Source organism: Proteus sp. fly-1008 (assembly GCF_040140305.1).
GTDB lineage: Bacteria > Pseudomonadota > Gammaproteobacteria > Enterobacterales > Enterobacteriaceae > Proteus > Proteus vulgaris_B.
Genome location: NZ_JBEEWH010000001.1, coordinates 893,988 through 909,152 on the forward strand (window position 1 = coordinate 893,988; position 15,165 = coordinate 909,152).

13 protein-coding genes are annotated in these 15,165 nt (G+C 39.6%); 7 read left to right on the forward strand and 6 right to left on the reverse strand.

Features of this window, described 5'->3' with window-relative positions; all coding sequences use genetic code 11:
• Positions 1-140 precede the first annotated feature (140 nt).
• The 6 genes from ubiG (at position 141) to tyrP (ending at position 6,681) form a co-directional block, all read left to right on the forward strand.
• A complete protein-coding gene (gene ubiG, locus ABN256_RS04170) occupies positions 141-878 on the forward strand; it encodes a bifunctional 2-polyprenyl-6-hydroxyphenol methylase/3-demethylubiquinol 3-O-methyltransferase UbiG (RefSeq protein WP_196553749.1) in 738 nt (245 codons plus the stop codon).
• A 348-nt stretch (positions 879-1,226) separates the two neighbouring features.
• Entirely contained in the window at positions 1,227-3,518 is a 2,292-nt protein-coding gene (gene nrdA, locus ABN256_RS04175; protein ID WP_072068587.1) for a class 1a ribonucleoside-diphosphate reductase subunit alpha, read from the forward strand.
• Positions 3,519-3,529: 11 nt separating this feature from the next.
• On the forward strand, positions 3,530-4,660 hold the full coding sequence (gene nrdB / locus ABN256_RS04180; protein WP_349439166.1) for a class Ia ribonucleoside-diphosphate reductase subunit beta: 1,131 nt from the start codon (positions 3,530-3,532) through the stop codon (positions 4,658-4,660).
• A 25-nt stretch (positions 4,661-4,685) separates the two neighbouring features.
• Entirely contained in the window at positions 4,686-4,964 is a 279-nt protein-coding gene (gene yfaE / locus ABN256_RS04185; protein WP_115350016.1) for a class I ribonucleotide reductase maintenance protein YfaE, read from the forward strand.
• Between the two features lie 90 nt (positions 4,965-5,054).
• Positions 5,055-5,288 carry a YgdI/YgdR family lipoprotein gene (locus ABN256_RS04190; RefSeq protein WP_349439167.1) on the forward strand — a complete coding sequence of 78 codons (234 nt, stop codon included), beginning with the start codon at positions 5,055-5,057 and terminating at the stop codon, positions 5,286-5,288.
• Between the two features lie 181 nt (positions 5,289-5,469).
• Entirely contained in the window at positions 5,470-6,681 is a 1,212-nt protein-coding gene (gene tyrP / locus ABN256_RS04195; RefSeq protein WP_196553751.1) for a tyrosine transporter TyrP, read from the forward strand.
• An 83-nt stretch (positions 6,682-6,764) separates the two neighbouring features.
• Here tyrP and ABN256_RS04200 read toward each other — a convergent pair whose 3' ends face one another.
• Positions 6,765-7,307, reverse strand: a complete 543-nt coding sequence (locus tag ABN256_RS04200; protein WP_349439168.1) for a YfaZ family outer membrane protein — start codon at positions 7,305-7,307, stop codon at positions 6,765-6,767.
• Between the two features lie 284 nt (positions 7,308-7,591).
• Here ABN256_RS04200 and ABN256_RS04205 point away from each other — a divergent pair, with 284 nt between their 5' ends.
• Positions 7,592-9,046 (forward strand): catalase, encoded by a 1,455-nt coding sequence (locus ABN256_RS04205; protein ID WP_072068593.1) that lies wholly within the window; start codon positions 7,592-7,594, stop codon positions 9,044-9,046.
• A 151-nt stretch (positions 9,047-9,197) separates the two neighbouring features.
• Here ABN256_RS04205 and menE read toward each other — a convergent pair whose 3' ends face one another.
• The 5 genes from menE to menD are packed head-to-tail and all read right to left on the reverse strand — an operon-like array spanning position 9,198 to position 14,890.
• Positions 9,198-10,625, reverse strand: a complete 1,428-nt coding sequence (gene menE / locus ABN256_RS04210; RefSeq protein ID WP_197269025.1) for an o-succinylbenzoate--CoA ligase — start codon at positions 10,623-10,625, stop codon at positions 9,198-9,200.
• The gene (menC, locus tag ABN256_RS04215) at positions 10,613-11,584 is read right to left on the reverse strand and encodes an o-succinylbenzoate synthase (RefSeq protein ID WP_197269024.1); all 972 of its coding nucleotides are present in this window, start codon (positions 11,582-11,584) and stop codon (positions 10,613-10,615) included. Before menC ends, menE begins: the two co-directional genes overlap by 13 nt.
• Positions 11,584-12,441, reverse strand: coding sequence for a 1,4-dihydroxy-2-naphthoyl-CoA synthase (gene menB / locus ABN256_RS04220; RefSeq protein ID WP_036935597.1), 858 nt, complete (start codon positions 12,439-12,441; stop codon positions 11,584-11,586). The genes menC and menB overlap by 1 nt, the downstream gene beginning before the upstream one ends.
• 12 nt (positions 12,442-12,453) lie before the next feature.
• Complete coding sequence (gene menH, locus ABN256_RS04225; protein WP_349439169.1) at positions 12,454-13,221, reverse strand: 2-succinyl-6-hydroxy-2,4-cyclohexadiene-1-carboxylate synthase; 768 nt, start codon at positions 13,219-13,221, stop codon at positions 12,454-12,456.
• Entirely contained in the window at positions 13,196-14,890 is a 1,695-nt protein-coding gene (gene menD, locus ABN256_RS04230) for a 2-succinyl-5-enolpyruvyl-6-hydroxy-3-cyclohexene-1-carboxylic-acid synthase (protein WP_349439170.1), read from the reverse strand. Before menD ends, menH begins: the two co-directional genes overlap by 26 nt.
• Positions 14,891-15,165: the final 275 nt, after the last annotated feature.

Sequence of the window (15,165 nt, forward strand, 5' to 3'; positions counted from 1 at the left end):
GGTTTAGAACTATACCACAAATCGCCAATTTTTGGAAAAAGGAAACAACTAAATTAATGATCCTTTCGCTATTCTCTTCGATTTCACCGTCTAACGTTGGTAGAATCATGGCAATATAAAAATAGGAGTAATACTTTCTGATGAATGATAAAACAACCTCTTTACATGCTAACGTGGATCAGCATGAAATCGACAAGTTTGAAAGCGTCGCATCACGCTGGTGGGATCTTGAAGGTGAATTTAAACCATTACACCGTATAAACCCACTAAGACTTAACTATATCCAAGAACGTGCTGACGGCTTATTTGGAAAAAAAGTCCTCGATGTTGGCTGTGGTGGCGGTATTTTATCTGAAAGTATGGCGTGTGTCGGTGCCGAAGTTACAGGCCTTGATATGGGCACAGAGCCATTACAAGTTGCACGCTTGCACTCACTAGAGTCAGGTATTCCTGTGACTTATATTCAAGATACCGTTGAAAACCATGCGAATGATAACCCACATGCTTACGATGTTGTCACCTGTATGGAGATGTTAGAACACGTTCCAGACCCTTCTTCCGTCGTAAGAGCCTGTGCAAAATTGGTAAAACCCGGTGGACATGTTTTCTTCTCAACCATCAATCGCAATAAAAAAGCATGGCTAATGCTGGTGGTAGGTGCGGAGTATATTCTAAATATGGTACCTAAGGGCACACATGATGCTAATAAGTTTATTCGTCCATCAGAACTGCTCAGTTGGGTTGATGAAACCGACTTACGTAGCAAAAATATGATTGGCTTACATTATAACCCAATCACTGACAAATTCCGATTAGCGCCAAATGTCGATGTGAATTATATGGTGCACACACAATCGACACATAACTCGAATTCGTGAAACTGAAAGTTTGATTTGGTTTAATAAAACATCAAACGATCACATTTTTTAAAATTGACTTTACATCATTGTCACTTGAATTTGAGTTTCTTACTGCCTGTATTTATGCAGGGTACGGGCAGTTATTAAAAAATTTATCCCCTATTTATCCACAGAAACAATCAGATTTGTACACTTGATCAATCTCTCAATTACCTTTATCTTGTTATCACCATTTGAACTAACCCCTATATATTGTGTTTCCTTAAATTTCACACCACAAGACTCCTTGACACACATTGTCATCGGGAGCGTTTTTTTGCGGTATAAAATTTCAGGTAGCACTAATGCAAGAAAGGTGCATCGCTCATGAATCACAGCCTGCTCGTCACAAAACGTGATGGTCATAAAGAACGCATTGACTTAGACAAAATTCACCGTGTAATCGCCTGGGCTGCTGAAGGCCTAGAAAATGTCTCTGTATCACAAGTTGAATTACGTTCTCAGATTCAGTTTTATGATGGTATCAAAACTGCTGATATCCATGAAACACTGGTAAAAGCTGCTGCAGACTTAATTTCAGGTGAAACTCCTGATTATCAATATCTTGCTGCCCGTCTTGCCGTATTTAACTTACGTAAAAAAGCCTATGGCCAATTTGAGCCACCAACGCTCTATGAGCACGTTAAAAAATTAGTTGATTTAGGTAAATACGACCGTCATCTTCTTGAAGATTACACCCAAGAAGAATTTGAACAGATGAATAATTTTATTGTTCATCAACGTGATATGAACTTCTCTTATGCTGCAGTTAAACAGTTAGAAGGTAAATATTTCGTTCAAAACCGCATTACTGGCGAAATTTACGAAAGTGCACAATTTTTATATGTTTTAGTTGCGGCTTGCTTGTTTTCCCGTTATCCACAAGCAACACGTATGGACTATATCGAACGCTTTTATAATGCGATTTCTACTTTTAAAATCTCATTACCAACGCCAATTATGGCTGGTGTCAGAACACCAACTCGTCAATTTAGCTCTTGTGTATTGATTGAATGTGACGATAGCCTTGATTCTATCAATGCTACATCAAGCGCTATTGTAAAATACGTTTCTCAACGTGCAGGTATTGGTATCAATGCGGGACGTATTCGTGCATTAGGCAGTGCTATTCGTAATGGCGAAGCGTTCCATACAGGTTGTATTCCTTTCTATAAACACTTTCAAACTGCGGTGAAATCTTGCTCGCAAGGTGGTGTTCGTGGTGGAGCTGCCACACTGTTCTACCCATTGTGGCATTTAGAAGTTGAAAGCCTACTAGTACTGAAAAACAACCGTGGTGTTGATGATAACCGTGTTCGTCATTTAGATTACGGTGTGCAATTAAACAAATTAATGTATGAACGTTTAATCAAAGGTCAGGATATTACCTTATTCAGTCCTTCTGATGTTCCAGGTTTATATGATGCTTTCTTTGCCAACCAAGATGAATTTGAACGCCTATATGTACAATATGAGAAAGATAAGAGCATCCGCCAAAAACAAGTTAAAGCGGTTGAGCTATTCTCATTAATGATGCAAGAACGTGCATCTACAGGTCGTATTTACATTCAAAACGTTGACCACTGTAATACGCACAGCCCATTTGATCCGGCCATTGCACCTATCCGCCAATCAAACCTGTGTTTAGAAATTGCACTACCGACTAAACCATTAAATGATATTAAAGATCCTAATGGTGAAATTGCACTTTGTACCTTGTCGGCCTTTAACTTAGGCGCAATTGAAAATCTTGATGATTTAGAAGAGCTAGCTCGTTTAGCTGTTCGCTCACTGGATGCGCTATTAGATTACCAAGATTATCCGATCTTAGCCGCTAAACAAGGTGCTATGGGCCGTCGTACCTTAGGTATTGGTGTTATTAACTTTGCTTATTACTTAGCAAAACACGGTGTTCGCTACTCTGATGGTAGTGCAAATAACTTAACTCATCGTGCATTTGAAGCAATTCAATACTATTTATTAAAAGCATCTAATGAATTAGCGAAAGAACAAGGCGCATGCCCATGGTTTAATGAAACCACTTACGCTGAAGGTATTCTACCTATTGATACCTATAAAAAATCATTAGATGTTCTGACAAAAGAACCTCTACATTACGACTGGGAAGGCTTACGCAAAGATATTAAAGAGCACGGTTTACGTAACTCAACATTGTCTGCACTGATGCCATCAGAAACCTCTTCTCAGATTTCGAATGCAACCAATGGTATCGAGCCACCTCGTGGTTATATCAGCATTAAAGCCTCTAAAGACGGTATTTTACGTCAAGTGGTTCCTGAGTATGAGCGTTTGAAAGGCGCTTATGAATTACTGTGGCAAATGCCAAGTATTGAAGGTTATTTGCAGTTAGTGGGCATTATGCAAAAATTTGTTGACCAAGCGATTTCAGCGAACACTAACTACGATCCTACTCGTTTCCCTAGCGGTAAGGTTCCAATGAACCAACTGCTGAAAGATTTGCTGCTCGCTTACAAATATGGTGTGAAAACACTTTATTATCACAATACCCGTGATGGTGCAGATGATGTACAGGGTGATCTGGAAGAAGTCGTTGAGACGGAAGATTCAGATTGTGAAGGCGGCGCGTGTAAAATTTAATTGAGGAAGCTATGTCTTATACTACTTTTTCACAAGTTAAAAATGATCAAATGAAGGAGCCCATGTTTTTTGGGCAACCTGTTAACGTAGCGCGTTATGATCAGCAAAAATATCCTATTTTTGAAAAGCTAATTGAAAAACAACTCTCCTTCTTCTGGCGTCCAGAAGAAGTGGACGTTTCTCGTGACCGTATTGACTACAATGCGTTACCCGATCATGAAAAACACATTTTTATTAGTAATTTAAAATATCAAACACTATTGGATTCGATTCAAGGTAGAAGCCCTAACGTAGCATTCTTGCCTTTAATCTCGATCCCTGAGTTAGAAACATGGGTTGAAACATGGTCATTCTCTGAAACCATTCACTCGCGCTCTTATACTCATATTATCCGTAATATCGTTAACGATCCTTCTGTCGTATTTGATGATATCGTTGAAAATGAAGAAATTTTAAAACGTGCGCGTGATATTTCTTCTTACTACGATGAGTTAATCAGATTAACTAACCTTTATCATATGTATGGTGAAGGTGATCATCATGTTCAAGGCAAAACCGTTAATGTGACTTTACGCAAATTAAAGAAACAACTTTATTTGTGTATCATGAGTGTTAATGCGTTAGAAGCAATTCGTTTCTATGTGAGCTTTGCGTGTTCATTCGCCTTTGCTGAACGTGAATTAATGGAAGGTAATGCAAAAATCATTAAATTGATTGCACGTGATGAAGCATTGCACTTAACTGGCACACAACACATGCTGAATCTACTGCGCTCAGGTCAAGACGATCCTGAAATGGCAGAAATAGCCACAGAATGTGAACAAGAATGTTATGACTTGTTTGTTGAAGCCGCAGAGCAAGAAAAAGAGTGGGCTGAATACCTATTCTCAGAAGGCTCTATGATTGGTTTAAATAAAGAAATCCTCTGCCAATATGTTGAATACATTACAAATATTCGTATGCAAGCAGTAGGTCTTAAATTACCATTTAAAGCACGCTCAAATCCTATTCCATGGATCAATGCATGGTTAGTGTCTGACAACGTTCAAGTAGCACCTCAAGAAGTTGAAGTCAGTTCTTATCTTGTGGGTCAAATTGATTCACAAGTTGATACTGATGACTTGAGTAATTTTGAACTGTAATACCGAGAAATAACACTGATACGTTATGGCATCTCATAAAGTGACCCTGCATCAGCAGGGTCTTTCAACACCGCTAGAGTTTCATACTGACACCCATCCTTCATTGCTTGATGCTTTAGAGCATGGAAAAGTCCAAGTCGAATACCAATGCCGTGAAGGTTATTGTGGCTCTTGTCGTCTACGTTTAGTGAAAGGCAAGGTTTGCTATCGCAATGAACCTTTAGCATTTATCCAACCCGATGAAATCTTACCTTGTAGCTGTCATCCTATTAGTGACATTGAAATAGAAATTTGCTCTGAATGATTTGAATTATCTTATTTTTCCTTTTTTTCTAACACTGTTATCCATCATTGACTAGAATTAAATTACATTGATGAAAAAAGGAAAAATACTATGAAATTAAATTCTATTTTCTCAGTTGTTGCTATCTCTACATCACTTTTATTAGTTGCGGGTTGTTCAACTCCACAAAAAATAGAAACAGTAAATGGGGAAACGATTTTAACAACAGATAAACCCCAAGAAGATGAAAAAACTGGATTAATTACCTATAAAGACGCAGAAACTGGGCAATTGAAACAAATTAATCGCGATCAGATAAGACGAATGGTAGAGCTTGACGATTAATATCCTTAATTAATCCCTCTTTTAAGCGCCAATTGATATTTATTAATTGGCGTTTTTTTATTCACACTTTATTTTCTGTAAAGATATGGTTACAGCATACGTAATTAAAATTTGACAGATATTTACCATTCTTATACTCTGCATTTTATATAAATAAAATAGCAAGCAAGCAGAGGACTTAGTGAAAAATCGCACTATAGGTAGTGTTTTTATTGTTGCAGGAACAACAATTGGGGCAGGCATGTTGGCAATGCCACTGGCTGCGGTGGGTATTGGCTTTGGTACTATTATGCTATTACTCGTAGGACTGTGGTTATTAATGAGTTATACCGCACTCTTGCTAGTGGAAGTTTATCAATACAACGATCCTCATACTGGTCTTGGTTCAATTGCTAAGCGTTATCTTGGTGTTGGTGGTCAAGTGATCACTGGACTTGCTCTACTCTTATTGATGTATGCATTGACGACAGCTTATATTAGCGGTGCTGGTGAATTGCTTTCATCTACCCTATCTTCATGGATTGGTCATGAACTCTCTGTCACACAAGGTATTATTATCTTTACAGTGATTGGCGGTGCTGTGGTGGGTATTGGTACCACATCAGTTGATATGATCAATCGACTGCTATTTACAGCAAAAGTTTTCTTCTTAATCTTTATGCTGGTTGTGATGTTACCTCACGTTGAAAGCGTCAATTTAACGTCAATGCCTGTCGCTCAAGGGCTTATTCTTTCTGCTATTCCTGTTATTTTTACTTCATTTGGTTTTCACGGTAGCGTGCCAAGTATTGTAAGTTATATGAATGGTGATATTAGAAAGTTACGTATTATCTTTATTACTGGTAGTGCGATCCCTCTTGTTGCCTATATTTTATGGCAAATTGCCACATTAGGAGCCATTCCTACAAATACCTTTATGGGAATTATGGCGCAACAATCAGGTTTAAATGGCCTACTTACCGCTATCCGCGATGTCGTTGCAACGCCTCGCGTCAATATTGCGGTAAACCTATTTGCCGCATTGGCATTAGCTACATCCTTCCTTGGTGTTGCACTAGGCTTATTTGATTATCTTGCTGACCTATTTAAACGCAGTAATCGTGCAACAGGTCGTATGCAGTCAAGCTTATTAACATTCGTTCCACCTTTACTTTGTGCTCTTTATTTTCCTAACTTTGTACAAGCATTAGCTTATGCTGCCATTGCATTATCTATTTTGGCACTGCTACTACCTGCTTTATTAGTTTGGAAAGTAAGACAAGAGCAACACAGCACTGATAAATACAAAGTCAAGGGTGGAAAAGGTGCATTAGCCGTTGTCTTTACTTGTGGCTTAGTTGTGATCGGTATTCAAGTCGCCATCACTTTTGGTTTATTGCCTCAAGTCGGTTAATCATTTTTTTATACAGACAACAAAAAAGCAGGTGTTGATTGTTTCAACACCTGCTTTTTATTTAACGTTACTGCAAGTTTTGCTTAGAAACTTAAACCTGCACCAACATAGAAACCATCAGCTAATTTATTATTACTTCTATTATGTGAGTTTTCGATTTCAATCACACGATAACCTGCATTGACATGCAATGGTTTAAACACTGTTAATTGTGCGCCCACATCGGCTTCATAATAAGATTTGCTACCAGACGTTAATCCTTCAGGAGAGCCATAAGCCTCACCATAAACACTTAAAGAGGGTAAAACATCCCAGTTAAGTCCAACACCGCCTGCTAAAGCAGCGCCATCATCACCATTTTTTGGTGATAAATAGAGTGCTTTACCACCAACACTTGCTGAAAAAGGACCTAAAGGGAGTGCAAATTTTGCACCAAGGCTACCTAATTGACCATCATGATCGCTACGTGCCCAGTTACCATTAAACGAAAGGCCCGCATTAGGATCACCTAGTCCTGCACGAACATCAGTGTAGTGTTTGCCTGCTTGAATATTCATTGAGACTGCATTGGCATTTGCCGCCATAAATAGTGTACTTATAGCGCCGACCAATAAATATTTTTTCATTGTTATTACCCCAGCAAATAATTGTCCTAACTTATAATTATACAACAAATTTATTAAACAATTTGAGTCAAAATTGAAAGCTAATCTGTAGAATTTTCAATCTATGTAAATAAGTTACGACTATCAATATTATTGGTCTAATTGGTTTTATTAATGAGGTCAATATTGTTAAAGTGGAATTGCAGTCAATATTAACCATAATAAGTATAAGGCTGTTTGCTTCGTTTTATTCACACATGCTATTTTTTTAGAACGTTTACTATTTCATAAACTGGAGATATGTGATGGAAAAGAAAAAGCTAACAACGGCGTCTGGTGCACCTGTTGTAGACAATAATAACTCAATGACCGCAGGCCCTCGTGGCCCAATGTTGCTTCAAGATGTCTGGTTTCTAGAGAAACTTGCTCACTTTGATCGTGAAGTTATTCCTGAAAGACGTATGCACGCAAAAGGCTCAGGCGCTTTTGGCACATTTAAAGTTACTCACGATATTACACAATATACTCGCGCTAAAATTTTCTCTAAAGTGGGCAAAAAAACAGAAATGTTTGCTCGCTTTTCAACAGTTGCTGGTGAAAGAGGTGCCGCAGATGCAGAACGTGACATTCGTGGTTTTGCATTAAAATTTTACACTGAAGAAGGTAACTGGGATATGGTGGGTAACAATACCCCTGTTTTCTATCTTCGTGATGCGCTGAAATTCCCTGACTTAAACCACGTTGTAAAACGCGACCCTAAAACTAACCTACGCAATATGGCATATAAATGGGACTTCTTCTCTCATTTACCTGAAGCATTACATCAATTAACCATTGATATGAGTGACCGTGGTTTACCACAAAGCTACCGCTTTATTCACGGCTTTGGTAGCCATACCTACAGCTTTATTAATAAAGATAATGAGCGTTTTTGGGTTAAATTCCACTTCCGTTGCCAACAAGGCATTAAAAACCTTATGGACGATGAAGCACAAACCCTCGTAGGTCAAGACAGAGAAAGTTCACAGCGTGACTTATTTGATGCTATTGAGCGCGGTGATTTCCCACGTTGGAATTTACAAATTCAAGTGATGCCAGAAAAAGAAGCATCAACTGTACCTTATAATCCTTTTGATTTAACCAAAGTTTGGCCTCATGCGGATTATCCATTAATTGATGTGGGTTACTTTGAGTTAAACCGTAATCCTGAGAACTATTTTTCTGATGTTGAACAAGCAGCATTTAGTCCTGCTAACATTGTTCCTGGTATCGGATTCTCTCCAGATAAAATGCTACAAGGCCGCCTATTCTCTTACGGTGATGCTCATCGTTATCGTTTAGGTGTTAACCATCATCAGATCCCAGTTAATGCACCCAAATGTCCATTCCATAATTATCATCGTGATGGTGCAATGCGTGTTGATGGCAATAGTGGTAGCGGTATTACTTATGAGCCAAATAATGGTGGTATGTTCCAAGAACAGCCTAATTTTAAAGAGCCACCATTATCGATTGAAGGTGCAGCAGATCACTGGAACCATCGTGAAGACGAAGATTATTTCAGCCAACCTCGTGCACTGTATGAATTACTGAGTGATGAAGAGCATCAACGTATGTTTGCTCGCATCGCGGGTGAATTAATCCAAGCAAGTAAAGATACACAAAAACGCCAAATTGCCTTATTTAAGAAAGTCCATCCTGAATATGGCGCTGGTGTTGAAAAAGCAATGAAAGCTTTAGCAAAAGCAGAAGCTAAGTAACTGCATAATAAGAAGCCTTGTGAGCAACTCGGCAAAACAATAAGGCGCCTTCGGGCGCCTTTCTCATAAGAAACCTGTTCACTATCCCCCCTCTTTATCGACGCTTTACATTAACAATATAGATTTTGAGAGAAAATGTGAAAAATAAATATCAACTTAACAATTGCCCTTTCACCCATTCTTGCACTTGTTTACGGGAGATTTTTATTCCCCCATTTTTAAGACTTTCAGGAAGTTGTAAGCAAGCAACAGGTCGTTGAAATCCGGCTAATTGGGAGTGATACCACTGTGGTAATTGATTGATTATTTCAATATCAGCATCCACAACTGCGACTGGGCGTTGTCCAAATTCAGCATCATCGATAGGAACAACAAAAGATTGGCTAACACTTGGATGTGTATTAAGGATTTTTTCAATATCTTCTGGCTGAATTCCTTCACCCGCACTGAAAAAAAGATTGTCTAAACGGCCTAAAACACACCACTCGCCTGCACTAAAACAGCCTTTATCTCGTGTTGAATACCAGCCATCAGCCGTAAGCGATAGCGGTTTTAATTTACTGTCAAACCAATACCCCAGCGCAACACTGTCAGACATTATCTGGAGTTCATCATCCACTAACCTAACTTCTTTGCCTTTTAGTGGAAGTCCTACTCCTGCTTTACCATCTGCACGCTTTGCACAAATAGTAGAAGCCATTTCTGTCATTCCATAACCACACCAACACTGAATTCCACGATGTTCTGCATCTTGTGTTAACTCAATAGGGATCATCGCTCCACCTAATAAAACAGATCTTAAGGTAGTAGGCTGCTGATTATCTTGTTGAGTACTATTTTGCAAGAAACGCCAAAGTTGAGTAGGTACTAAAGAAGCATGAGTGCAACCTTGTAGCGCTTTTTTAAAAGGATGCATATCACGTACCACTAGCGTTGCACCACGTAACAACCAACGCCAAAGAATACCTTGCCCAGATACATGAAATAGAGGTAAAGAGAGCAACCAGCTATCATTTTTTTCAAAAGGTATTAATGATAGAACACCCTCAGCGCTACAAAGATGTGCTTCAAATGTATGTACAGCAGCTTTAGGTAAGCCAGATGATCCAGAGGTCAAGATCAGTGTCGCCATACGAGAAGGCGCCCATGATATATCCCAAATTTCATTTTTATGCTGGCGTGATCTGTTATCAAACTCAACACCATTAAGATCAAGCAAGGTAGCCTCTAGATCCTGTATTGATTCACTCAGATCAGCATAAAAATCAATGTTTAAATGGGGCAGTAAATCATCTAATAAGGACTTAGGAAGTTGTGGATTTAGAGGTAAAACCTTCGCACCACATTGAAAAATAGCGAGTAGTGTAAAAACAAGATTGATATGATTTTTGCCACGTAACAATACTGTGCTTTGGGTATTAACACCCTGCTTAATAAAATGTTTTGCTAATTGATTAATATGACAACTTAATTGTTGCCATGTAATAGGTAAATCACCTGAAATGATGGCCGTTTCATTTGGGCTTAATTGTGCCCAGTGATGCCACGGCCATTGTTTAAATGGAGCTACTGTTGCCATACAGTCTCTAGCTGTTCAAGAGAGATAAGCGGAATATCCACATCTGGCCAAGGACGAATAAGCTGCTGCTTAATTAAATCAACGGTATCCAGTCCTGGAATACTATTTGGCGTTAACCATTGTGCAATTCTTGCTAATTGAGTAAGCCCAAAGCTACTTTCAATGCTTGAACTAATAATAGCATCAAGCCCTAAAGCATGTGCTTGCTCAACTAAAGAGCGACAACGTTCAAGGCTTCCCACCAGTGTGGGTTTTATCACAATGGTAGTAACACCAGGTTGTGGTTTTATTTCAAACCCGTCATCTCGTACTGTTTCATCCCAAGCAATATTAATTCCTGTTGCTTGCGAAAAAGCCAGCGACTCTTCTGGTGTTTTACAAGGCTCTTCTAAGAATGCAATGCGATCGCGCCATGCAGGGTTTACATACTTCGCAAATCCTTCTGCTTTAGCTGGTGTCCAGCTTCTGTTCGCATCCAATCTTAATTTTAAGTCTGGAATGGCTTCTAATAGCAGGTTAACAACTATTCCATCACGTACCGCTTCATATAATCCCACCTTGATTTTAGCGACTTTCTCACCTTCCATATCATTAAGGCTTAAAATCAAATCATCAGGGTCGCCATTACATAAAGGTGCCGCGCGATAGTTTGCCTCTAGTGGCAATGTGCCTTCAAGCTCTGCTAATGCACAACTTAGGCCAAATGCCACGCTTGGCAGTCCACTGTGCTCTGGGTTTTCCCCCGCACACCACGCAGTTAACCAAGATTGCGCTGATGCTTGTGCTTGCTCTAAAGTTTCACGGCTAAACTCAGGAAGAGGTGAAATTTCACCCCATCCTTGTTTGCCATTTTGCTCTAAACAGACAAGAAAACCATCACGCGTTTTTAGCCTTTGATAGCGCAGAACAACGCCTGCATCTACAGGTAGGCTGAATGAATAGAGTTTGGCGTTTCTCATTATGGGTTACGTTTAAATCGAGAGAAATCAGGTTGACGTTTTTCGTTAAAGGCATTGCGACCTTCTTGACCTTCATCCGTCATATAAAACAGCATAGTTGCATTACCGGCTAATTCTTGCAGGCCTGCTTGACCATCACAATCCGCATTTAATGCTGCTTTCAAGCAACGTAATGCCATTGGACTGTTTTCAAGCATTTCACGACACCAACGAACGGTTTCTTTTTCAAGAGAGGCATAAGGAACAACAGTGTTAACCAAGCCCATCTCTAATGCTTCTTTTGCATCATATTGACGGCATAAGAACCAAATTTCGCGTGCTTTCTTTTGACCAACAATACGGGCCATATAAGAAGCACCCCAACCACCATCAAAAGAACCCACTTTAGGGCCTGTTTGACCAAAGATAGCGTTTTCTGCCGCGATAGTTAAGTCACACATCATATGAAGCACATGGCCACCACCAATAGAATAACCAGCGACCATTGCCACAACCGGTTTCGGACAAGTACGGATTTGGCGTTGGAAATCCAACACGTTTAGGTGATGTGTACCGCTATCATCGCGATATCCACCGTAGTCACCACGAATTTTTTGGTCACCACCCGCACAGAATGCTTTTTCACCCGCACCCGTTAAAATGATAGTACCAATTGTGTCATCATAACGTGCATCAGCTAATGCTTGGATCATCTCTTTCACTGTCAAAGGACGGAAAGCATTACGCACTTGCGGGCGGTTAATCGTAATTTTTGCAATACCATCGACTGATTTATGGTAGAGAATATCTTCAAAACCTTCAGAACAATCTAACCATTCAATCGGTGCATATAACTTTTCTTCGCTCGGGTAAAGCATAATTAGGTTCCTTTAACCAAAGAGGGATAAAACATGATTTATCACCGCAGCATAAGCCGCTGGCTGTGCCTGATGCGCATTATGCCCAGCTTGCGGGATAGTCGTTAATGGTAGCGAATATTGCTGCGCTATCGCTTGAAATTTTCTATCTTTCTCACCACAAAGCCAAATAAATGGCAAAGTGAGTTGCTGCAATTCAGAGACTAACCAAGGCTGATGGCCTAAAGAAAGCATCTCTAAACTTTCTGCAATACAAAACCCCGCATTATGACGACGTTTTTCAACCAATAATCGTCGGTTTTTGTCACTAAGATCAGCAAACACGGGTTGTTGATACCATTGTGTTAATACATCACAAATAGGTTCATTACGAAAACGCTCAGCCCAACGTTTATCATGTGCAATGCGACTTTGCCTTTCTATTGCATCATATAAACCTGGGTTGCCACCTTCTACAATCAATCCCATTAATCCTGTTGTATCACCAAAACATGCATGATACATCGAGATCCTGCCACCTAACGAGTAACCAATTAACCAATAATGATCGATACGTTGTTCTTTTAATGTGTCAGTTAGTAATGTACTAACTTCAACAAAATCCTTCGCACTGATAGATGCAGAACCACCATGACGAGGCAAATCAATCACAAGTGATGGATATTCATGGCAAGCCTGAATGACAGGCTCCCATTCACAACCTTCACCTAATAGCCCATGCAACCAAACTAACCAAGGCCCTTCGTTATGGGTATTATATCGCTGACATGCTAAAGTCATGAGATGTTACCTGTTTTACCAGCTGATTTAATGTTTTTGCACCATCAGTATCATCAACAATTAATTCAATTAATGTCGTTGTTGGCGCCCCTGTCCAGCATTCCTGAACAGTCGTTAACAGTGCATCCCAACTTGTTGGTGATACATAATGCAAGCCAAACATTGCGGCTGCATGTTTGAAATTTAATGAGTGAGGCATACAGTAAAAACGTTCTCGCTCTGCCTCTGGCGTGGGTAACATAGAAAATATTTGTCCACCATTATTATTCACCACGATAATAACATTAGGCGCATAAACTTGTTGATGTAACGCTAAGCTATTCAGATCATACAGTGCCGATAAATCGCCCAAAATTGTTAATGTTGGCTTTTTTGTCGCGCGGTGAACACCCGCAGAGGTTGAAATCAAACCATCAATACCACTTGCACCTCGGTTACTCATTACAGGATAACCTTGTGGTAATTGAGCAAATGCATCGATTAATCTAACAATCAGACTATTGCCAACAAATAACTGTCCATCACTAGGAAGTAATTTATCTAATTGATGTGCAACTTGCGCTTCACCAAAATAATTCGTTATTTCACTTACCTTTTGATAGGTTTGTGTAGCGATACCTGTTAATGCTTTAGTCCAAGGTAAATTATCAACAGCCTGATGCGCCCTTAACCATTGCATGGGTGATAATGTAAATTTTTCACCTTGATGATGCCCGGGATCTAAGCGCCCTGGAATAGAGTCAACAATCCAATAAGCGTTGGGAGAACATCCCACTTGCCATTGCAATAAACGTTTACCTGTTAAGCTTGAGCCAAATTGAATAACAATTTCGGCGTTATTGAGTTCTGATTTTGCTTGCGAGTTATTCAACCATAAATCGACACAAGGTAGCGGTTGTCCAGTTTGGGACAATACATCACCTAATAAAGGCCAACCTAATTGTGATGCCCATTTTGTGACTTCCCTCCCTTCTTCTGGGCTAATACGCCCAGCGATCACAACACCTTTTTTCTGACGTAATTCATTCCATTGAGGATGTGTTGAAACGGCGTTAAAACGAGTTTCTTGTAACCACGGTTTATCATTTTGCCACCAATTTCCTAAAGCCTCAGTCCATGGCGTTGATGTTTCAACATCATCACCATATAACGGTTCAGCAAAAGGACAATTAACGTGTAATGCGCCATGAACCAATGTATTCATCGCATTATCAAGTGTAGAAACTAGCCAACTTGCGGGAATATCCGTTGTCGGTCGTGGTAAAGAGAGTGTTTGTGAAGGATGCGTTGCAAAGATACCTTGCTGACGGATAGCTTGATTTGCACCGCAATCAATTAATTCGGGCGGTCGGTCTGCGGTTAAAAAGATAACACGCTCCCCCGTTAATCCCGCTTCAATTAATGCCGGATACAAATTAGCGACAGCGGTACCTGATGTCACAATCACCGCCACAGGCTCTTTTGACGCTTTTGCTAATCCCAAGGCTAAATGCCCAAGCCCACGTTCATCAAAATGCGTATGACATATTAATTTTTGATTAGCGGCAGCTGCAAGTGTTAAAGGAGTCGAACGAGATCCAGGTGCGATACAGATATGGCGTAAACCATGACGAGTCAAAGTTTCGAGTATAACTTTAGCCCATTGGCGATTAAACGAACTATTAGACATTGATCATCCCAACAACGAAAACCTGCAATTGCTATTATAATATCTGTTCCTAAATACTTTTCCTTAGCCTAGTTCAATGAACAGAAGTTTTCGTTAAATAAATCGTTAAAGAAAACACTCAAAGAGTGCATTATTTAGGCAAATTGTCCGCCTTATTTTCAAAGCGCTCTTTTTTATCATTAAGAATAAGAATAAATAACGCTACAGAGCTAAAGAATAGCATCAATTAATTAACAACTAGCAGTGGTTATTTGAAGAGTAGCACTAAATAACTG